The sequence below is a fragment of the Nocardioides albus genome, assembly GCF_014648255.1.
GTDB classification, from domain to species: Bacteria; Actinomycetota; Actinomycetes; order Propionibacteriales; family Nocardioidaceae; genus Nocardioides; species Nocardioides albus.
This window is the reverse complement of the sequence record NZ_BMQT01000012.1, coordinates 142870-163250: the sequence shown is the minus strand read 5'-3', so window position 1 is coordinate 163250 and position 20381 is coordinate 142870. Positions and strand designations below refer to the sequence as shown.

The following is a 20381-nucleotide window of genomic DNA, read 5'->3' as shown; positions in this document are numbered from 1 at the left end:
GCCCAGCCGACCGGTACTAATAGGCCGAGGGCTTATCTTTCATAAACCCTCAACAAAAACAACAAACGAAGACCGTCAAGTCTCGCGTCCACAACCAACTGTTGTAACACAGGTTTGGTCATCTCCCCTAGAAGTAGGGTGAGCGTGATCTCAAGAGTTACGGCGGCCATAGCGAAGGGGAAATACCCGGTCCCATCCCGAACCCGGAAGTCAAGCCCTTCAGCGCCGATGGTACTGCAACCGAGAGGCTGTGGGAGAGTAGGACGCCGCCGGACATAACTTTGCGCAGGGCCACCTCTTCGGAGGTGGCCCTGCTGCTATTTGTAGCGATGTTTTCGAGCTGTCGAGGTGATTCTCGTGGACTCCTCGCGCCACGCCCGGTTGACGTGGGTATCGATGCAGGGTTCCAATGTCATAGTTGGAGTCCGTATCAACATCGTCGAACTAGGAGTCACCCATGGTCAAGAAGCTGATCATCGCCGCCGTCGTCGCCGCGGGTCTCGGTGTGGCCATCAAGCTGGTTGCCAGCCGCTGATCGCGAGCTTCGTCAGCTGCCCGGTGCCCTCGAGGTGCCGGGCAGCTGCTATTTGACGCTCTGCGGTGCGTGCTCGTCCGGGGTTCCCCCGGCTGGAGGTTCGGGGAGCTCCTTCGGAAGATCGACGGCGGCCAGAGAGCGGCGCGCGCCGGGGATGGCCAGGATGCCGGCCACCACGACGAAGAGCATCACGCCGGCGAGGACGAGCAGAGACTCGACCGAGAACTGATCGGCGAGCGGTCCGAAGACGACCATCGACAGCGGCATCGCAACCGACATGACGATGCCGACGATGCCGAAGACACGTCCCTGCATCTCGGGCTCGACGCGCTCCTGGAGGATCGTCATCGCAGGCGCGCTCAAGAACGAGAAGAGCACGCCGATCAGCAGGCCACAGGCGAAGAAGATCCACATGTTCGTCGAGACACCGAGCCCGACGACCAGCAGCCCGATGAGGATGACGGACCCGACCATCAGCCGGATTCTGTGAACGATCTTGGGCCCGAAGGTGGCCATGGCGGCGCCACCGGCCAGCATGCCGAAGCCCCAGAACAGCTCGTTCGCGGTGAGCTTCCAGACCTCGTCACCGAAGGTGCGCGTGACCATCAGCGGGGTCAGATAGGACGGAGCGCCGACCATGACCATGACCAGCGTGAACAGCACCAGGATCCAACGCACCTGCGCATGGGTGGAGGCGTACTTCAGGCCTGCCCGCAGATCACCGAAGTAGGAGACCTTGCCCTGGTCGGAACGTACGAGACGTGCGACCGGGACCAGGGCGAGGAGGCCCACGCCGATCAGCGCTGTGGCCGCGTCGATGAAGAAGACGGCGACGATGTCCATGCTGGCGTAGATGACCGCGGCGAGCGCCGGCGCCAGAAGCGCCATGGCGGACTGGATGGTCTGGAAGGCGCCGTTGATGCGGAGCAGCTGAGACTCGGGGGCGATCTGCGGGATCATCGCGGTGACTGCCGGCATCTGGATGCCGGCGAAGACCGAGCGGATCGCCAGGGCCAGATAGATGATCCAGAGATCGTCGATGCCGCTGGCCATCAAGCCGGCCAGGATCAGGGTGGCGACCGCGATCGTGGCGTCGGAGCCCATGATCAGGAACTTGCGGTGATGCCGGTCCGCCCAGACGCCGCCGAAGATCGACATGAAGGCTTGCGGCAACATCCCGAAGACGAGGCTCAGCATCAGGACCGAGCCGGAACGGGTCTCGATGGTGAGATGCCACATCACGGCGTACATCACCAGCATCGAACCGAGCAGGGAGACCGTCTGCCCGGCGAGGAAGATCGTTGCGTTGCGCTTCCAGCCGGGAAGCTCGTCGGCGGACATGCCGTCCAGCCTCAACCTGCACGACGGACGCGTCAACCGACTTTCGTCTCGTCGGCCGTGCGGTGCGCGCTACCCTGACCCAAGTCAGGTAAGCCTTACCTGAGTCAGAGGAGTTGATGATGGGATTCGAGGACGGCCGGAAGCTGAGAGGCACGTACGCCGCTGAGGTGCTCCACAACAAGCAGGTCACTCCGCACATGGTTCGGATCACCTTCGCGGGCGACGACCTGAAGCGGCTCCCGCAGCACGGGTTCGACCAGTGGTTCCGGCTCTTCCTGCCCAGGCCCGGCGGCGAGGCGACGAACTTCGACGTGGTCCCGGAGAAGCTCGGGATGGTCGACTATCTGAAGTATCTGACCCATGGGGACCGCCCGCCGTTGCGCAGCTACACCGTGCGCGAGCATCGGCCCGAGCTCGGCGAGATCGACGTCGACTTCGTCGTCCACGGAGATCTCGGGATCGCCGGCCCGTGGGCGCGCGGCGCTCAGCCCGGCGACCGGGTCGTGCTCCTGGACCAGGGCAAAGGCTTCGACCTCGCTCCGGACGCCTCGTTCCACCTGCTCGTCGGAGACGAATCGGCCCTGCCGGCGATCCTCGGTATTCTCCGTGACCTGCCCGAGGATGTCCGGGGACTGGCCGTCATCGAGGTCCCGGCACCCCAAGACGTACAGGAGGTCGCTGGGCCCGAGGGCGTCGAAGTGCGCTGGTTGCCGCGCGGCGACGCAGCCGACCGGGCCGGGACCCTGGCGCTGGCCGAGCTGAAGTCGTTCACACCTGAGGATCCGGCAACGCTCTCTGCCTACCTCGTCGGTGAGCGGACGATCCCGACCGAGGGGCGACGTCACCTGGTCGCGCTCGGCGTCCCCAAGTCGCGGATCACGTTCGTCGGCTACTGGCGGATCGGCAAGGCCCAGGCCTAGCCACTTGATGGCGAAGGCGGCGAGCAAGTGCTCGCCGCCTTCGTCATCGGGTTGTGATGGTCGAGCGGGCCCTATCCGAGAAGACTGGTGATGGAGGTCCGGATCTGGTCATAGGCGAGCCAGGCGAAGATCACGGCGCAGATGATCAGGCCGATGTTGGAGACCCACTTGCTGCGCCACTCCGTGGGGGTGTGGCGGGTGTTGAGGAGCCAGAGCAGGGTGATCGCCAGGAAGGGCATGAAGAAGGCGCCGAGCACGCCGTAGATGAGGATCAGCCAGGTGGGCTCGTCGGCCAGCAGGAGCCAGATCATCGGAGGGAAGGTGAGCCAGAGGATGTAGGCGCGGTACCAGAGGCCACCGCTCTTCGCCTCGGGCTCGTCCGCCTTCCCCCGGATGGTCCCCATGAAGTCGGCGAACATCAGGCTGACGCCGTTCCAGACGCCGACGAGGGACGACATCGCAGCGGCCCAGAAACCGATCAGGAAGAGCTTGCCGAACCAGTCGCCGTAACGGTCGGCGAGCACGTTGGACAGGTCGAGCATGCCCTGGTCGCCGGTGCCGATGGCGATCTGAGCCGAGTAGAGCAGCTCGGCGCCCACGATGAGGGTCGCGACCACGAAGATGCCGGTGACGACGTATGCGGTGGTGTTGTCGATCCGCATCACCCGCATGAACTTCGGGGTGTGCCAGCCTTTTTCCCGCAGCCAGTAGCCGTAGGCGGCCAGCGTGATCGTGCCGCCGACGCCGCCGGCGACCGAGAGCACGTTGACCAGGGCGCCGTCCGGGATGGTCGGGGCCAGGCCCTTGAGGAGCTCGGGGAGGTTGGGCACGGTGACGATCGCAGCGGCCACCATGGTGACGAACATGATCCCGACGAGGACCGCGAGGAACTTCTCGAACAGGCTGTAGCGACCGGCCCACACGATGGCGAGGCCGATCAGGCCGGAGACGATGCCCCAGACCTTCACCGAGGCGAAGGGGAACAGTGCGGTCAGGGCCAGGCCGGTGCCGGCCATCGCCGCGGCGCCGTAGATGAAGCCCCAGATCACGATGTAGGGACCGAAGTAGATCGTCGTCCAGATGCCCAGACGCCGCCAGCCCTGGAAGATCGTCTCGCCGGTCGCCAGGCTGTAACGCCCGGCGCCCTCGACGAGCACGACCTTCAGGACGCATCCGACGACCACGGCCCAGAGCAAGGCGTAGCCGTACTTGCTGCCCGCGATCAGGGTGGCGACCAGGTCGGCGGCGCCGACACCGGTCGCGGCGACCACGAGGCCGGGTCCCAGGATCCGCCAGCGCGGGGTTTCGGACGACTCGGTCCTCGCTGCATGTGACATGAGCGCAAGGTATACCCGGTTTTAGGGCAGATCAGCGACTTTTTGACGAAGTACGGCGCGCTCGCGGTCGTTGGTGCACATCTCGGCAGCCCGCTCCAGCTCCTGGCGGGCCTCGACGGTTCGGCCCAGCCGGCGCAGCAGCTCGCCGCGTACGGTCGGGAGGAGGTGGGTGTGGTCGAGCCGCCTGTCCTCGGCGATCTTGTCGACGATCTCCAGGGCGCGCAGCGGTCCATGGGCCATCGCGACCGCCACGGCCCGGTTGAGGTCGACGATCGGGTTGGGCGCGATCCGGCCCAGTGCCTCGTAGAGGACGATGATCCGCTCCCAGTCGGTGGTCTCGACGGAGTCGGCGACCGCGTGGGTGGCGGCGATCGCGGCCTGGAGCCCATAGGGACCGAGGCCCCGTGGGGTCGCCTGTTCGAGGGCGGCCAGGCCGCGGCGTACGGCACCTTGGTCCCATCTCGTGCGGTCCTGGTCCTCGAGGAGGACCGGGTCGCCGGCAGCATCGGTGCGCGCCGGGAAGCGGGAGGCGGTCAGCTCCATGAGCGCGAGCAGTCCGTACGCCTCCGGCTCGTCGGGCAGTACGCCGATCAGCACCCGGGTCAGTCTGCGTGCCTCGCGCGCGAGGTCGGTGCGGATCAGGTCTTCGCCGGACGTGGCGGTGGAGCCCTCGGTGAAGATCAGGTAGAGGACGTTGAGCACGCCGGCCAGACGCTGCCGGCGCTCGTCGGGCGACGGCACCTCGAAGGGGACCTTCGCGGCGGCGATCGTCTTCTTGGCCCGGGTGATCCGCGCCTGGATCGTCGGCACGGGCACCAGGAACGCCCGGGCGATCTCCTCGCTGCTCAGACCCCCGACGACCCTGAGCGTGAGCGCCACCCGGGCCTCCTTGGACAGCACCGGGTGGCAGGAGACGAACATCAGCGCGAGGACGTCGTCGTCGATCCGCTCGACGTCCAGGTCGTCGGCGTAGGCCTCGTCCTGGTCGTGGGCAATCGCCTCGTACTTCTCGCGCTGGACCCCGGCGCGGCGGATCGTGTCGATCGCCCGCCGCTTGGCCGTGGTCATCAGCCAGCCGACCGGGTTGGCCGGCTGGCCGTCACGCGGCCAGGCGACCAACGCCTCGGCGAGGGCCTCCTGCGCCGCGTCCTCGGCGAGGGCGAAGTCGCCGGTGTAGCGCGCGAGCGCGCCGACGATGCGGGCGGACTCGATTCGCCAGATCGCTTCGACGGCGCGCGTCGCGTCACTCATCGGTGGCTCCTCGGGCTGTCTCGACGGTCAGAGCTGCCCGGTCTTGGTGCGCCAGTCGAGCTCCTTCTGGATCCACGGGTTGTCCTGCGGAAACTCGTCGATCGTCGGCACCCGGCGGATCTCGACGGCGGAACCCGGGAAGTAGCTGAGGCGCTTGGCCCACTCGACCGCCTCCTCCTTCGAGCCGACCGAGATCAGGTAGAAGCCCCCGAAGAGCTCCTTGGTCTCGCCGTAGGGACCGTCGGTGACCACCGGCGGCTCGCCCGCGTCGGCGTAGGTGACGACCGTGTGCTCCTCGGGGTCGAGACCCTCCATGGCGAGCACGACGCCCGCCTTGATGAGCTCGTCGTTGAGCTTCCCCATCTTCTCGAGCATCTCCTCGAAGGGGATCTCGGCCATCGCGGCGTTCTGCTTGTCCTCGTCGACGGTGCGCCAGATCAGCATGTACTTCGGCATCTCGGTTTCTCCTGTGTCTGTCGGGCCGTCTTGCCGGCCCGTTCACCCCTTGGTCGAACGAGGTCTACACGGGATCGACAACGCTGCTCGAATCTTTTCGAGGTGAGTTTCGCTCGTGGGTAGGTTGGGGTTGTGAAGATCTCGCTGTGGCCCAGTCCCGCCGTTCCCACTGCCGACATCCTTGCCGAGGCGCAGGCGGCTGACCAGGCCGGTTGGTACGGCGTCTGGTTCGCCGACCACTACATGCCCAACACCGGCACCGAGGACGTGGAAGACGGGCCGACGCACGAGGTCTGGGGGATCCTGCCGGCGCTGGCCGCCACGACCCAGAACGTACGCATCGGGCCCCTGGTCTCCCCGACGACGATCCATCACCCGGCGCTGCTCGCGAACCGGTCCGCGACGATCGACCACATCGCCGGCGGGCGGTTCGTGCTCGGCATGGGTGCCGGTTGGCAGATCAACGAGCACAAGGCGTACGGCATCGACCTGCCGGGCGCGAAGGTGCTGGTCGACCGGTTCGAGGAGGCCATCCAGGTCACCCGGTCGCTGCTCGACAAGCCCCGCACGACCTTCGAGGGGACCCACTTCCAGCTCACCGACGCGCCGTGCGAGCCGAAGCCGGTGGCCTCGCCGCTGCCGATCCTGGTCGGCGCCAAGGGCCCGCGGATGCTGCGGGTCGTCGCCCGGCACGCCGACGAGTGGAACACCTGGGGCACTCCCGAGAGCGCCGGCGCGGTGCGGGCCAAGCTGCTGGAGGCGTGCGAGCAGGTGGGTCGCGATCCCGGGACGATCAAGACGACCACCAACCTCATGCTCGACCTCGACGGGAAGAACCCGGGCTTCGCCCGGACGCAGACCGGTTCGGCCGGCGAGCTGCAGGACCTGATCGGTCGCTACGTCGCGGCCGGGTTCGACGAGTTCATCCTGCCGACGTGGAACCTGGGTGACACCGGTGCCGAGCGGATCGAGCGGGCGGCACAGCTCAAGGCCGAGGTGCTCGACCCCGCGCTCTAGATGATTGATGCACGGGCTGACCTGCTACGCGACGCCCGGCAACCGCGCTGCCGGCGTTGCCGCCCTTCATAAGACGCCCGGTATTGCATCAGGGCGGCGCCTTGGCAGCGCGGCGCCGAGCGCCGCTCGCGACGGCCACCCCGTGCATCAATCATCTAGGCCGGGCGAGGATCGCACTGTTGATCACGTCGGTCCCGGGGGCGTCGACCTCCGGGTTGGCCTCGGCCACCACGGTCAGGCCGGCGAGCGCCTGCGGGCCGACCGGCGGGTAGAGCAGCGTACGCAGCCCGCGGGCACTCCGCGCCAGCACGAGGCCCCGCGGAGCGAGGTGGGTGACCGCCTGGTCGAGGACAGCGGCTTTCGCCGCATCGTCGGCTCCGACCAGGCCGGCGAGGAGCACGACGTCGACGGGGCCCGGTGGCGTGGCGGCCGCGGCGTCGGCGTGCTCGAACGTCACCCCGACCGTGCCGACGCGACCGGCAACGGCGGAGGACAGCCGGATCGCCTCGGCATCGTGGTCGACGCAGTGCACCGCGATCCCCTGCTCGGCCAGGCAGAGCGCGGTGAGGGGAAGCGGCCCCGAGCCGAGGAGCAGGACGTGCCGGGGGACGGCGCCCTGCCGACGTACGGCCTCCAGCTCCATCTCCACGAGGAGCCGGTAGTTCTCGAGGTAGGGGAAGCGGGTGAACGCCTCGGTCGGGTCGGAGGAGCGGGCGATCCGGTCGGCCCAGGCCTGCTCGAGCGCCTGCTCACCCGCGGACGCCACCGCTCGGAAGACCGCCGGTGACCGTGTCGGCGGCAAGGCGGCCAGCACCGGTCCGGCGGCCGGCTCCGGCACGCTCAGCACCGCGGTCACCAACCGGTTGAAGAGTGCGTCGACGACGATGCCGGGCGCCAGCGACTGCTGGTCGAGGAGGTCGTCGAGGGTGGAGACCAGACGTTCGTCGATGGCTTCGAACGCTCCCGGATTCACAACCGGCCACGATTCCACATCGGCGACGGCCGCCGCAGAGCGTTCCGCCGGGTAGACCCGCTCCGCGGCACGGAAGTTTCTGGGACGATGTAGAACTACGCCGAACGGCTACGACGTAACCCCGTGAGCACGCCCACGGAAGGCGCGCCCAGAAAGGGTAGAACCATGAAGTACGTCATTCTCATCCACTCGAACCCACAGCCCTGGGGCCACCCGACGGGCGACTTCATCCCGGAGCTCCAGTCGCTGCCGCGGGAGACGAGGGAGAAGCTCAACGGCGCCTTCGAGTCGGTCCTGGAGGAGCTCTCGGCCAACGGGGAGCTTCTCGGCGGGCAGGCACTCGCGGACCCGGCCTCGGCCAGGCTCTATCGCTGGGAAGCCGGCGAGCCGATCGTCACCGACGGTCCCTACTCGGAGGCGAAGGAGCATCTGGCGGGGTTCTTCCTGATCGATGTCGAGTCCCAGGAGCGGGCCGAAGAGGTCGTACGCAGCTTCAGCGGGCCCGGTGAGACGGTCGAGCTGCGGCCGGTGGCAACCTATTGACATGACGGTGACGGGAGTCGAGGACGTGTGGCGGCAGGAGTCCGCTCACGTCCTCGGCGCCCTGCTCCGGGTCCACCCCGATCTTCCCGACTGTGAGGACGCCGCGCAGGAGGCGCTGATCGCGGCCAGCCGACAATGGCCGGGCGACGGCCTGCCGGCCGATCCGCGCGGCTGGTTGATCCGGGTGGCCCACCGGCGGCTGATCGACCAGCTGCGCACCGACACCGCCAGGAGGCGGCGGGAGGTCGCCGACGGGATGGCCCGGCGGCTCGACGAGCCGGACCCGGCGGCCGTGGAGGTCGGCTCGGCCTACGACGACTCGTTGCGGCTGCTGATGATGTGTGCCCATCCCGCGTTGCGCCGCCCCTCCCAGGTGGCGATCACGCTGCGGTGCGTGGGCGGTCTGACGACGGCGGAGATCGCGGCTGCGTACCTGGTTCCGGAGGCGACGATGGGGCAGCGGCTCAGCCGGGCGCGGGCGACGCTGAAGAACGAGGAGTTCTGCTCGCCGATGCCCGACGAGCTGCCGGAGCGGATCGCCTGCGTGCTCGACGTCTGTCACCTGATCTTCAACGAGGGTCATACCCGCACCAGCGGACCGGACCTGCAGGGTGTCGAGCTCACCGACGAGGCGATCCGGTTGACTCGGATCGTGCGCGGCGTGCTTCCGGAGCACGACGAGGCCACCGGTCTGCTCGCTCTCATGCTGTTGACCCGGGCGCGCTCGTGCGGGCGTGTCGACCATCTCGGCGACCTCGTCCCCCTCAAGGACCAAGACCGCTCGCAGTGGGACCGAGCGCTCATCCGTGAAGGGGTGGAGCTGCTCGAGGCCGCACTTCCCCAGGGACCGGTGGGCCGCTACCAGCTGCAGGCGGCGATCGCGGCGGTCCATGCTGAGGCGGAGTCTTACGAAGCCACGGACTGGCTCCAGATCAACCTGCTCTACGGGATGCTCGCCCATGTGGCGCCCTCGCCGGCGGTCACTCTCAACCGGGCCGTCGCCGTGGCGATGAGCCTCGGACCGGAGTACGGGATCGAGATCGTCCGGGACCTGCTGCAGCACCCGGCGATGCAGCGCCACCACCGGGCCCATGCCGTGCTGGCGCACCTGCTCGAGCAGTCCGGTGACCTCGCGGTCGCCCGGGAGCACTACGTGCTGGCGGCGAGACTGACCCACAGCGTCCCCGAGCAGCGCTACCTGAACCGGCGGGTCGAAGCCCTCGACCGTTCGTAGTTGAACAATCACGCAGATGTGCCGGGCAGCGGGAGAAGTGGCTCAGCAACGATCGGAACTTGGTTAGGGTGAGTCCATGGACGAGGGTGGCGTGCGCGCAGTCCTCTTCGGTCTTCACGACACGCTGATCCCGGGCGGCTCCAGAGCCGAGCGAGCAGCGATGGCTCGCGGGATGGGAGCGGACCTCGGGGTCGACCCTGCGGCATTTGCGGCGGCAACGGCTGAGACGCTGGACGAGCGGACCCGTGGCCTGATGGCCAGCGTGCATCACACGGTGCGCTACCTGTCCCGGCGGCTGGGGGCGGTCCCCACCGAGAGCCAGGTCGAAGCAGCCATCCGGCGCCGCCTCGATTTCACGCTCTCCCTGCACGCCGCGACCTGGGCGCTTCCGGCCCTGCGTGCGTTGCGTGAGCGTGGCTTCGGCCTCGGTCTGGTCACCGACTCGTGCTGCGCGACGACCGAGGTCTGGCCGGACAGCCCGCTCAGCGAGCATTTCGGCGCGGTCTCGTTCTCGTGCCAGACCGGCGTACGCAAGCCTGACGCCGGCGCCTACATGGTCGCCGCGGCCGCGCTCGAGGTGCCGACCACCGAGTGCGTCTACGTCGGTGACGGCGGCGATGGCGAGCTGTACGGTGCCGAGGCCCTGGGCATGAGAGCCGTACGTTTCCTGCCCGAGGACCCGGCTCGACGGCCGGACAGCGTGCCCGACCTCGATCCCGAGTGGAACGGGCCGACGATCGGTGACCTGAGTGAGCTCGTCGCGATGGTCGGGGTGCCGGAGCCACGGAACGGGTCCGAATCGCGGACTTTTGTCTCCGGAAATGTCGTGCCGTGGGGCTCGAAGCAGTCGGGGCGCTGAACCCCGGCTGATCGCCCGAGACCGAGCATCGGCGTCTCGGGGCTTCCCTCGGATCTGGGTCAGGATCCCACTCGCGGAGACTGATGTCAGTGGAATCGGAGAATCGTCCGATGATCTGGTCCGCTCCTCGGCACGGTGTCGTGCCACTGCCGGATCGGTGTCCCAAACCATTCAGCCGCTGTTAACTGTCCATCGATAGTTACTAGGAGGTCTCTCGGCCCTCTGCTCGGGTGAGATCGCTCCATCAGGCGGCACCATGAGCGTGAATTCGGCAGGAAATGGTCAGTGACCCCTAGCCAGTCCTCGGGGAAAACGATAAGAATCGATCGACCGACAGGGAAGATATTCGCCGACTCCGGCCCCACATTTCGGAGTCAGGTTCCCAACAGTCATGGTTTGCCCCCGATGCCCTTGACGTACGTGCTTACCTGTCAGTCGACAGGTTCAACATGCTCAAGGAGGACTGGGTGGCGCTAGCTGCAGACCACAGCACGGACACGGTGCTGAACGCACGGGCAGATGCTCGCGCGCAAGGGGGGCAGGTCAGCGACTGGATGCCGTACCTACCGGCTTCGTCGAGCCCGTTCTGTCCAGATGACGTCGCGCCCGACAGCCTCACATGGGCCGAGACGGTCGCGCCCGGCGGCTACACCCACAAGGTCCTGGCCCGCGGCACGCGGCTCCGGCTCGAGGACCCGACCGGCGAGGCCTGCGCCCACACCCTCGTCTACAACGCGCTCGAACCGACCGAGCGTCTCAACGTCGCCGACACCCAGAAGATCCCGTGGCAGGCCTACCTCGGCGCCGGCCACCCGCTGCTCTCCGGGGACGGCCGGGTGCTCGCCACGATCCTCACCGACACATCGGGTCGGCACGACGCGTTCTGCGGCACGAGCACCGCCGCCTGGAACGCGCTGCGCTACGGCACCGCGCTTCCCGAGGGCCCCGCGCCTGCCGGCCGTGATCTCTTCGTGAAGGCGGCCGCCAAGCACGGGCTGGGACCGGCCGACGTACCTCCTTCGGTGTCGTTCTTCCAAGGAGTCCGGGTCGCCTCGGACGGGAGCTTCGAATGGTTCGGCTCCTCGGGGGCCGGGACGGCGGTCGAGCTGGTCGCGGAGCTCCCGCTGATCGTGCTGATCGCCAACGTCCCGCACCCGCGGGACCCGCGTCCGGAGTACGTCGTCGGACCGCTGCGCGTCCACGCGTGGCGTACGCCGGAGACCTTCCCGACCACCCCCGCGGACGAGCGCTTCGACGCCTCTCCCGAGGTCCGCCGGGCGTATCTGAACACACTCGACTATGCGGAGGCTCGGGGCCTGTGACAACCACGATCGACAACCCGGTGATGATGCCTGTGACAACCGTTCCGGTTCCGACGACCACCTACCTGACGCCCGACGGGCAGCTGATCTCGAGCGTCCCGGTCGGGGCGTCGTACGCCGACAACACTCACCTGGAGTGGGGTGACCCGCTGGTGCCGGGTGCCGTCGTGCTGGATGAGCAGGTGGCTCCGCGGGCCTCGTGGTCGGGTGTCGTACGTGCCGGGCAGGTGTTGACGATCGTCGATGTCGGCGGCAACCAGTCGGGTGACTGCCTGCTCTACAACGCGCACCACACCGACGAGCGCTACAGCGCTCAGGACACGCTCGCGTGGCAGGACAACGCCTACATCCGCACCGGGACCGTGCTGCGCAGCAATCTCGGTCGTGCCCTGATGACCGTCGTCGAGAACGAGATCGACCGCCAGGACACCATCGGCGGCGCGTGCTCGCGCGAGTCCAACACGCTGCGCTATGGCCACCACGTGATGTATCACCACGGCTGCCGGGAGAACTTCCTGACCGAGGGTGCCAAGCACGGGCTCGGCATGCGCGACATCGTCTCCAACATCAACTGGTTCATGAACGTGCCCGTCGAGGAGGACGGTGCCCTCGGCATCGTCGACGGCATGTCGGCGCCCGGCAAGCGGGTCGCCCTGCGTGCGGAGATCGACACGCTCGTGCTGATCTCCAACTGCCCGCAGATGAACAACCCCTGCAACGACTTCAACCCGACACCCCTGCGGATGATCGTCTCGGAGCCGGACACCGACCTCGAGTACGAGGCCGATTCATGACATCTGGTCCATCCTTCGACACCGTCCTCGTCGCGAACCGGGGAGAGATCGCCCGCCGAGTGATGCGCACGGCGCGAGAGCTCGGCCTGCGTACGGTCGCGGTCTTCTCCGAGGCAGACCGAGCGGCACCGCACGTGCGGGAGGCGGACGAGGCGGTCTGTCTGGGCTCCGCGCCCGCACGGGACTCCTACCTCCGTGGCGACCTGATCATCGCGGCAGCCCTGCGCACCGGCGCGGGGCTGCTCCATCCCGGTTACGGCTTCCTCTCCGAGAGCGCGGCCTTCGCCCGGGAGGTCGAGGCGGCGGGGCTTCGGTTCGTCGGTCCGACGCCCGAGCAGATCAGCGCCTTCGGTGAGAAGCACTCGGCCCGCCGGCTCGCCGAGAACGCCGGCATGCCGATGCTGGCCGGATCGGGGCTGCTCTCGGGTCCCGACGAGGCGGTCGAGGAGGCTGCCCGGATCGGGCTGCCGGTGATGGTCAAGGCGACCGGCGGCGGTGGCGGTATCGGGATGACCGCGTGCAGCTCGGAGGAGGACGTCCGGGTCGCCTTCGAGCGGGTCGCGCGGCTCGCTCAGACCAGCTTCGGGACCGCCGGGGTGTTCCTGGAGCACCTGGTGCGCCCGGCCCGCCATGTCGAGGTCCAGATCTTCGGTGACGGGGAGGGGCAGGTCGCCGTGCTCGGCGACCGCGACTGCTCGCTGCAGCGCCGCAACCAGAAGGTGATCGAGGAGGCGCCGGCGCCGGCGCTCCCCGAGCACGTCCGGACCGTCCTGCACGACTCCGCGCGCCAGCTCGCCAAGTCGGTCTCCTACCGCTCGGCCGGGACCGTCGAGTTCGTCTACGACCCGGTCCGCGAACGGGTCTCCTTCCTGGAGATGAACACGCGTCTCCAGGTCGAGCACGCCGTCACCGAGCAGGTGGTGTCGACGAGCTCGACCACGCGTCTGGACATCGTCGCGCTCATGCTGCGGCTGGCCCGCGACGGCGTCACGGCCCTGCCCGACGAGCTCTTCCGCAAGTGCCCTGCACCCCAGGCGTACGCCGTCGAAGCACGCGTCTACGCCGAGGATCCGGCCAAGGACTCGATGCCGTCGTCCGGTCTGGTCACGCGGGCGGTCCTGCCGGAGCCGACCGACACCGTCCGAGTGGACTCGTGGATCGAGAGCGGGCTCGAGGTCTCACCCCACTACGACCCGCTGCTCGCCAAGGTGATCGCCACCGGCTCGACCCGCGACGAGGCGCTGGACACGCTGGGCTCCGCGCTCGCGCAGACCCGGATCGACGGGATCGTCACCAACCTCTCGGCGCTGCGCGCGATGACGACCTTCGCCGAGCTCCGTTCGGCCACTCACTCGACCTCGACCCTGGCCGAACGCGCCAAGCAGGGCCGGGGCGGCGACCCTGACCCGCGGATCGACGTCCTCGACCCGGGAGTGCTCACCACCGTCCAGGACCTCCCCGGCCGGGTGGGCTACTGGCAGGTCGGTGTGCCGCCATCGGGTCCGTTCGACTCGGTCTCCTTCGCCGAGGCCAATCTGGCGGTCGGCAACCACCGGGGCGCTCCGGGGCTCGAGGTCACGGTGCCGCTGGCCACCGGCCGGACCACGTCCGGTGGACCGACGCTGCTCTTCTCCGATCCTGCGGTCGTCTGCGTGACCGGGGCGCCCATGCCGGTCAGCGTCGACGGCGTCCCGGCCCCGCAGTGGGAGCCGCTCGAGCTCCCGGCGGGGTCCACCTTGACGCTGGGCCGCACCGACGGGCCGGGTCTGCGGGCCTACATCGCGGTCCGGGGCGGCCTGGACGTCCCTGAGTATCTGGGCAGTGCCTCGACGTTCACGCTCGGCGGGTTCGGCGGGCACGCCGGACGTACGCTCCAACGTGGCGACGTGCTCCGTCCGGGGACGGCGATCGACCCGGAGGCGCAGCCCGCGGCGACGCCGGCGTCGCGGCGGCCGGCTCTGACCAACAGCTGGGAGATCGGTGTCACCGAGGGGCCGCACGGCGCCCCGGAGTTCTTCACCCGATCGGACCTGGACCAGCTCTACTCGGCCAGCTACCGGGTGCACCACAACTCGGCTCGCACCGGCGTACGCCTGATCGGGCCGAAGCCGACCTGGGCGCGCGCCGACGGCGGCGAGGCCGGGCTGCATCCCTCGAACATCCACGACACCCCCTACACGGTGGGGTCGCTCGACTTCACCGGCGACACCCCGATCATCCTCGGCCCCGACGGGCCGTCGCTGGGCGGCTTCGTCTGTCCGGCGGTGGTCGCCAGCGGTGAGCTGTGGAAGATCGGGCAGCTGCGGCCCGGAGACGCGGTGCGGTTCGTGCCGGTGCGTGAGGACAGGGCCGCGGGCCTGGTCGATCACCGTGCCTCCTTGACGGTGCTGGACGGCGCGGCCGGCGACGGCGACGACGGCGTCCTCGGCGGGTTGCCCGGGACTCCGGAGCGACCGGAGGTCACCTACCGGCGCAGCGGGGACAACTCCGTGCTGGTCGAGTACGGGCCGATGACTCTCGACCTGGGTCTCCGGATGCGGGTGCACGCGCTGCAGTCGGCGCTCGCCGAGCATGCGCCTGCGGGCATCATCGACGTCACGCCGGGGATCCGCTCCCTGCAGGTCCACACCGACTCCACGGTCCTGCGCGCCGGTCAGGTCGCGGGGCTGCTGCGCGAGCTGGAGGAGGATCTGCCGGCCACCTCGGAGCTGACCGTGCCCTCGCGACGGGTGCGGCTGCCGCTCTCCTGGGACGACCCCGCGACCCGGGAGGCCATCGAGCGCTACACCGCCGGCGTACGCGACGATGCGCCGTGGGCGCCGTGGAACATCGAGTTCATCCGCCGGATCAACGGGCTCGCCTCGGTCGAGGAGGTCTACCGGACGGTCTTCGACGCGTCGTACCTGGTTCTCGGGCTCGGGGACGTCTATCTGGGTGCGCCGGTGGCGACGCCGCTGGACCCGCGGCACCGGCTGGTGACCACGAAGTACAACCCGGCACGGACGTGGACGGCGGAGAACTCGGTCGGAATCGGCGGCGCGTACCTGTGCATCTACGGGATGGAGGGGCCGGGCGGGTATCAGCTCGTCGGGCGCACCACGCAGGTCTTCAACCGTTTTCGGCGGTCGACGACCGCGGGCGGGCTCTTCCACGACGACCCGTGGGCGCTGCGGTTCTTCGACCGGATCGAGTGGTATCCGGTCTCCGCCGACGAGCTCCTGGAGCTGCGGGCGGAGGTCGACGCCGGCCGCGGTGAGTTCGAGACCGAGGAGGGCACCTTCTCGATCAAGGAGTACGACCGCTTCCTGACCGCCAACGCGGACTCGATCGGGGCCTTCCGCGACCAGCAGTCGGCCGCCTTCGAGGAGGAGCGCGAGCGCTGGAAGGAGGCGGGGGAGTTCGACATCTGCGACCGCATCGATGCGCGCGGCGAACCGTCGGAGGTCGAGGTGCCGGACGGCTGCGTGCAGGTGACCGCTCCGTTCACCTCGACCGTCTGGAAGATGGTCGCGAGCCGCGGGGAGAGGCTGACGCAGGATGCCCCGTTGATGGTCGTCGAGGCGATGAAGATGGAGGCGAGCGTCCCGATACCGGTCGCGGGCGAGGTGGTCGAGCTCTACGTGAGGCCGGGCGAGCAGATCGCCCCGGGGCAGGTCATCGCCGCGGTGCGGCCGGTCGAGGGGGCCAGGCCTTGATCCACTCGCTCCCGGGTGGCGCGGTCGCCCGCGCCACCGCGGCCCTCGACCGGATCGAGACATCGGACCGCCCGGAGATCTGGATCTCGCTGCGTACGCGGGACGAGCTGCTCGAGGAGGCCGCCGCGATCGACGCGAAGGTGGCCGGCGGCGAGGTCTTGCCGTTGGCCGGCCGCCTGCTGGCGGTCAAGGACAACATCGATGTGTGCGGCCTGCCGACGACCGCAGGCGCACCCTCGTTCGCGTATCGGCCCACGGCTGACGCCACCGCGGTCGCCCGGCTGCGGGCGGCCGGGGCGCTGGTCGTGGGGAAGACCAACCTGGACCAGTTCGCGACCGGGCTGGTCGGCACCCGCAGCCCGTACGGAGCGGTCCGCAACGCCTGGGACCCGAACCGGATCTCGGGCGGGTCCTCGTCGGGGTCGGCGGTCGCGGTCGCCCTCGGGCTGGTCGACCTCGCGCTGGGGACCGACACCGCGGGCTCCGGCCGCGTGCCGGCGGCGCTCAACGGCATCGTCGGTGTGAAGCCGTCGCGCGGGCTGGTTCCGGTCACCGGCGTCGTACCCGCCTGCTACACGCTCGACTGCGTCACCGTCTTCGCCCGCGATCTCGGGTCTGCGCGGGCGGCGGCGGAGCTGATGGCTGGTCCCGATCCTGCGGACCCGTTGTCTCGTACGCTGCCGCCGGGCGCCGGACCGCCGCCGGTGCCGAGGGTGGCCGTGCCGACCGGCGAGCATCTCGACGGGCTCGCCCCGGGGTGGGCAGCCGCCTTCCAGGGGACGGTCGCGCGGCTGGCCTCTGCCGGGGTCGAGGTCGTCGAGGTCGACATCTCTCCGTTGCTCGAGGCCGCCAGGCTGCTCTACGAGGGCGCCTTCGTCGCCGAGAGGTACGCCGCGGTCGGCTCCCACCTCGAAGCCAACCGCGACCTCGTGGGGACCGGCCTGGACCCGACGGTCACGGAGATCGTCCTCGCCGGGGCATCGGCCACTGCAGCCGTCTGGGCGCGCGACGTGGCCGTCCTGGCGCGCCTCGGGGCCGAGGGGAGAGCGGCGCTCGCCGGCTGCTCGGCGCTGCTGACGCCGACGACGACCTGGCATCCGACCCTGTTGGAAGTGGCGGACGATCCGGTCGGCGCCAACGCCCGCCTCGGCCGCTACACGAACTTCGCGAACCTGCTCGACATGGCCTCGCTCGCGGTCCCGGCCGGCCAGGTCGACGGGCTGCCGTTCGGGGTGATGCTGACCGGGGCCGCTGGAAGCGACCGCACCCTGGCGGCGCTCGGCCACGCGCTGCTCAGCCCGAGTGTCGATCTCTTCGTGGTGGGCGCCCATCTGTCGGGGATGCCGCTCAACCACCAGCTGGTGGAGGCCGGCGCGACGCTGCTGCGCCCGGCCGCGACCTCGGCCGACTACCGGCTGTTCGCGTTGGACACGGTGCCGCCCAAGCCCGGCCTCGTCCGGGTGGGCCCTCGCGGGGCCGGGGTGCGGATCGAGGGCGAGCTCTGGCGCGTCCCGGCCGCGAGCTTCGGGGCGTTCGTGGGCGGCGTACCTGCTCCGATGGCCATCGGAAAGGTCGGGTTGGCCGATGGCTCGGAGGTCTCCGGCTTTCTGGTCGAGCCGTTCGCTGTCGAGGGGGCCGCCGATATCTCGTCGTACGGAGGATGGCGCCGCTATCGCTGATCGGAAAGGGCCATTCCCTCTGATGGAACACGATCCTGTGCAGATCTATGACTTGCGGTCACACTGGACGGGATGCTGTCGGAATTCATCGTCCGGGAGGTTGCTGTGCCATACCGTTTGTTACCAGCGATATCAACCTTCCGGCGGGACTTTCGGCTCTATTCTCTAGGGGAAGAAGACTCTTTCGAATCTTCCCCGAAACTCGGGAGGGCGCTTAGATGACGTACATGACAACTAGGCGTTCTCGGCCCGGCCGCCCCAGGCATGTGCCCGATTCGGGCACCGCCTCACCACGTGAGCAGATCCTCGAAGCCGCTGCGAAACTCTTCGTGTCCCAGGGCTTTGCGGCGACCTCCACCCGCGAGATCGCCGACCATGTCGGCATCCGCCAGGCCTCTCTCTACTACCACTTCGCCGGCAAGGACGAGATCCTCGTCGAGCTGCTCCGCACCACGGTCCGGCCGACCACGGACAAGGTCGAGAAGATCCTCAACCAGGTGCCGCCGCTGAGCTTCGAGACAGCTCTTTATCTGCTCGTTCTCGTCGATGTACGCACTCTTGCGGACGTGCCGCACAACGTCGGCATGCTCTATCTGTTGCCGGACGTGACCAACGAAGACGTCTATGTCGACTTCCGCAAGGAGCACGACACGCTTGTGGCTGCCTACGCCGATCTGGCCAGCAGGGTGGCCACCGAGACCGTGCTGTCGGCGGTCAGCCTGAAGCAGCTGGGCAACATGCTCATCCAGCAGGTCGAAGGCGTCATCAACATGCGCACCGAGGACCCGGTCCGGCGGATCTCGTGCCCGGAGGCGTGGGCGATCGCGGCCTCGTGCCTGCGGATCTGCGGTGTCGGCGAGGACGAGATCCGTGCTGCGAACGAGATCGCCGTGGAGATGCTCGACGATTTCCGAGAGGACAGGGTCCGAGAGGTCGCCTGACACGATCCGACCAGTCTGACGACACAGTAAATGGTGCGCGCGGGCGGCGCGTGTGAGTTGCCCCGATGAGGCTTGACCGACACACTTTCCGAGCCCTTGTCCGCTTCCCCCACCACGAGGACCCCCACACGTGTGCAATGACCCTTCCGGAGGCCGCTGATGGCCCGGAAGCAGACAGCCATCCTCTCCGTCAATCGCGGGGTGACGACGCTCAACGGCTTGGTGGTGGATCGTCCATGGGGAGAGGACCCGCACCAGGCAGGCATACGTGCCGTGCGAGATCAGCTCGCCGGCCCGAGCCGCAAGCCCGTCCAGGTCGTCGCCACCGACGACGAGGCCCGGGTCCGGATGCTCGTCCATCCCGACGGTCAGGTCACCGACGTCGAGACGCTCGAGGTCTTCGGGGGCTATCTCTCGCCCGACGTGGTCCCCGGCGCAGCCTGGCTCCCCGCCGCAGCGGCGCCGACGGTCGTCCAGGCTGTCGACGAGCCGGTGGCAGAGCCCGAGCCGTACGTGCCGCCCGTCCTGGCGGTGCCGGCGCCTGTTGCCGAGCCGGCTGAACCGGAACGTGAACCGGAGCCTGAGCCGGAGCCCGATCCTGCGCCGCCCACGGTGCCGCCGCCGGCTCCCGTGCTGATTCCCGAGCTGATCACTGAGCCGGAGTCAGACCCGGAGCCGGACCAGGCTCCAGACCAGGCTCCAGACCAGGCTCCAGACCGGGCTCCAGACCGGGAAGACGTGCTTGTCGCAGAGCCCGTCTCCGAGAGATCGCCCGGGCCGTTGGTGCCGCTGCACCACACCGAACCGGGTCCGTACCGGCGCTCCCGGATGACGCGTCGCGGTCGGGTGGTGCTGGTCGTGGCCGGCGTACTCCTGCTGATCCTGGTCTACGAGGTCGTACGCGGCGTCGTGACCGGTTCCGACGCGGACTCCGCCGACAAGAAGGAGCCGCAGAGCGAGCAGTCTGCGCCCAGCGCCGGGGCTAGCGACGAGGTCATCGAGGCACCGTCCGAGGCGACCTCGCCGAGTGCGCCGCCGTCCTCGGTCGCTGTCGAACCGACGCCGACCCCGACCCCGACGCCGACGCCCAAGGCGACCAAGAAGCCCGAGGCCGAGACCGCGCCCACCAGGAAGTTGTCGGTGAAGGCGATTGCGATGACCGAGGCCATCGGTCTGCGGATCGACGCCAGCAGGCTTCCGGTGACCGCCGACATCGCGATGGACCCGTGGGGCGCGCCGGAACGGTTCACGCGTACGGTCACGATCACCGAGCCCAACCAGCTCGTCGTGGTCAAGCCGGTCGCCTCGGGGCACGCCGAGTGGAGCGTCCGGGTCGAGGGCGCCACGAAGGTCACCGGCTACACGCACTCCTGGCCCCGGGGCGATCGGGAGTTCATCCGGCGCTGACCTGCCGGGGCTGAATTGCTACCACGGTCGGATGTGGCGGCCTCCGGTGCGGCGTACGCTGCATGAGAACGTGTTCC

At 69.0% G+C, this 20381-nt stretch carries 16 protein-coding genes and 1 rRNA gene; 12 read left to right on the top strand and 5 right to left on the bottom strand.

What is annotated here, in order from left to right:
- Window positions 1-158 precede the first annotated feature (158 nt).
- A 5S ribosomal RNA gene (gene rrf / locus IEY84_RS23170) occupies window positions 159-275 on the top strand.
- 308 nt (window positions 276-583) lie between these two features.
- On the opposite strand, the gene IEY84_RS23165 is transcribed toward rrf, so the two are convergent.
- The gene (locus IEY84_RS23165; protein ID WP_183549569.1) at window positions 584-1876 is read right to left on the bottom strand and encodes an MFS transporter; all 1293 of its coding nucleotides are present in this window, start codon (window positions 1874-1876) and stop codon (window positions 584-586) included.
- Between the two features lie 119 nt (window positions 1877-1995).
- Between IEY84_RS23165 and IEY84_RS23160 the strand changes: the two genes are divergently transcribed.
- Window positions 1996-2796 carry a siderophore-interacting protein gene (locus IEY84_RS23160; RefSeq protein WP_183549572.1) on the top strand — a complete coding sequence of 267 codons (801 nt, stop codon included), beginning with the start codon at window positions 1996-1998 and terminating at the stop codon, window positions 2794-2796.
- A 71-nt stretch (window positions 2797-2867) separates the two neighbouring features.
- On the opposite strand, the gene IEY84_RS23155 is transcribed toward IEY84_RS23160, so the two are convergent.
- Genes IEY84_RS23155 through IEY84_RS23145 form a run of 3 tightly spaced genes read right to left on the bottom strand, consistent with a single transcriptional unit; the run spans window position 2868 to window position 5840 of the window.
- Window positions 2868-4133 carry an Nramp family divalent metal transporter gene (locus IEY84_RS23155; RefSeq protein WP_183549575.1) on the bottom strand — a complete coding sequence of 422 codons (1266 nt, stop codon included), beginning with the start codon at window positions 4131-4133 and terminating at the stop codon, window positions 2868-2870.
- 21 nt (window positions 4134-4154) lie between these two features.
- The gene (locus IEY84_RS23150) at window positions 4155-5384 is read right to left on the bottom strand and encodes an RNA polymerase sigma factor (RefSeq protein ID WP_183549578.1); all 1230 of its coding nucleotides are present in this window, start codon (window positions 5382-5384) and stop codon (window positions 4155-4157) included.
- 27 nt (window positions 5385-5411) lie between these two features.
- Window positions 5412-5840, bottom strand: a complete 429-nt coding sequence (locus tag IEY84_RS23145) for a YciI family protein (RefSeq protein ID WP_183549581.1) — start codon at window positions 5838-5840, stop codon at window positions 5412-5414.
- Between the two features lie 132 nt (window positions 5841-5972).
- Here IEY84_RS23145 and IEY84_RS23140 point away from each other — a divergent pair, with 132 nt between their 5' ends.
- Entirely contained in the window at window positions 5973-6857 is an 885-nt protein-coding gene (locus IEY84_RS23140) for an LLM class flavin-dependent oxidoreductase (RefSeq protein WP_183549584.1), read from the top strand.
- Between the two features lie 151 nt (window positions 6858-7008).
- On the opposite strand, the gene IEY84_RS23135 is transcribed toward IEY84_RS23140, so the two are convergent.
- Window positions 7009-7830, bottom strand: coding sequence for a nicotianamine synthase family protein (locus IEY84_RS23135; protein WP_183549587.1), 822 nt, complete (start codon window positions 7828-7830; stop codon window positions 7009-7011).
- A gap of 165 nt (window positions 7831-7995) precedes the next feature.
- Between IEY84_RS23135 and IEY84_RS23130 the strand changes: the two genes are divergently transcribed.
- From IEY84_RS23130 to IEY84_RS23090, 9 genes are all read left to right on the top strand, one after another.
- A complete protein-coding gene (locus tag IEY84_RS23130; RefSeq protein ID WP_183549589.1) occupies window positions 7996-8373 on the top strand; it encodes a YciI family protein in 378 nt (125 codons plus the stop codon).
- A 1-nt stretch (window position 8374) separates the two neighbouring features.
- Complete coding sequence (locus IEY84_RS23125; protein ID WP_183549591.1) at window positions 8375-9607, top strand: RNA polymerase sigma factor; 1233 nt, start codon at window positions 8375-8377, stop codon at window positions 9605-9607.
- Between the two features lie 76 nt (window positions 9608-9683).
- Window positions 9684-10466, top strand: a complete 783-nt coding sequence (locus IEY84_RS23120) for an HAD family hydrolase (protein WP_183549593.1) — start codon at window positions 9684-9686, stop codon at window positions 10464-10466.
- A 467-nt stretch (window positions 10467-10933) separates the two neighbouring features.
- Entirely contained in the window at window positions 10934-11788 is an 855-nt protein-coding gene (locus tag IEY84_RS23115; protein ID WP_229788945.1) for an urea amidolyase associated protein UAAP1, read from the top strand.
- Window positions 11785-12582: an urea amidolyase associated protein UAAP2 gene (locus tag IEY84_RS23110; protein WP_229788943.1), complete on the top strand. Its 798-nt coding sequence runs from the start codon at window positions 11785-11787 to the stop codon at window positions 12580-12582. The genes IEY84_RS23115 and IEY84_RS23110 overlap by 4 nt, the downstream gene beginning before the upstream one ends.
- Window positions 12579-16277 carry an urea carboxylase gene (uca, locus tag IEY84_RS23105; protein WP_183549597.1) on the top strand — a complete coding sequence of 1233 codons (3699 nt, stop codon included), beginning with the start codon at window positions 12579-12581 and terminating at the stop codon, window positions 16275-16277. Before IEY84_RS23110 ends, uca begins: the two co-directional genes overlap by 4 nt.
- Window positions 16274-17956: an allophanate hydrolase gene (gene atzF / locus IEY84_RS23100; protein ID WP_183549599.1), complete on the top strand. Its 1683-nt coding sequence runs from the start codon at window positions 16274-16276 to the stop codon at window positions 17954-17956. Before uca ends, atzF begins: the two co-directional genes overlap by 4 nt.
- A 218-nt stretch (window positions 17957-18174) precedes the next feature.
- Window positions 18175-18897 carry a TetR/AcrR family transcriptional regulator gene (locus tag IEY84_RS23095; RefSeq protein ID WP_183549603.1) on the top strand — a complete coding sequence of 241 codons (723 nt, stop codon included), beginning with the start codon at window positions 18175-18177 and terminating at the stop codon, window positions 18895-18897.
- Between the two features lie 159 nt (window positions 18898-19056).
- Window positions 19057-20304, top strand: a complete 1248-nt coding sequence (locus tag IEY84_RS23090; protein ID WP_183549606.1) for a hypothetical protein — start codon at window positions 19057-19059, stop codon at window positions 20302-20304.
- Window positions 20305-20381 lie beyond the last annotated feature (77 nt).

Bases quoted from the DNA above. Each gene is read 5' to 3' on its own strand.
- IEY84_RS23145 (WP_183549581.1), bottom strand. From the start codon at position 5,840: ATGCCGAAGTACATGCTGATCTGGCGCACCGTCGACGAGGACAAGCAG.
- IEY84_RS23120 (WP_183549593.1), top strand. From the start codon at position 9,684: ATGGACGAGGGTGGCGTGCGCGCAGTCCTCTTCGGTCTTCACGACACG.
- IEY84_RS23090 (WP_183549606.1), top strand. From the start codon at position 19,057: ATGGCCCGGAAGCAGACAGCCATCCTCTCCGTCAATCGCGGGGTGACG.
- IEY84_RS23095 (WP_183549603.1), top strand. From the start codon at position 18,175: ATGACGTACATGACAACTAGGCGTTCTCGGCCCGGCCGCCCCAGGCAT.
- IEY84_RS23160 (WP_183549572.1), top strand. From the start codon at position 1,996: ATGGGATTCGAGGACGGCCGGAAGCTGAGAGGCACGTACGCCGCTGAG.
- IEY84_RS23130 (WP_183549589.1), top strand. From the start codon at position 7,996: ATGAAGTACGTCATTCTCATCCACTCGAACCCACAGCCCTGGGGCCAC.
- uca (WP_183549597.1), top strand. From the start codon at position 12,579: ATGACATCTGGTCCATCCTTCGACACCGTCCTCGTCGCGAACCGGGGA.
- IEY84_RS23125 (WP_183549591.1), top strand. From the start codon at position 8,375: ATGACGGTGACGGGAGTCGAGGACGTGTGGCGGCAGGAGTCCGCTCAC.
- IEY84_RS23165 (WP_183549569.1), bottom strand. From the start codon at position 1,876: ATGTCCGCCGACGAGCTTCCCGGCTGGAAGCGCAACGCAACGATCTTC.
- IEY84_RS23155 (WP_183549575.1), bottom strand. From the start codon at position 4,133: ATGTCACATGCAGCGAGGACCGAGTCGTCCGAAACCCCGCGCTGGCGG.
- IEY84_RS23150 (WP_183549578.1), bottom strand. From the start codon at position 5,384: ATGAGTGACGCGACGCGCGCCGTCGAAGCGATCTGGCGAATCGAGTCC.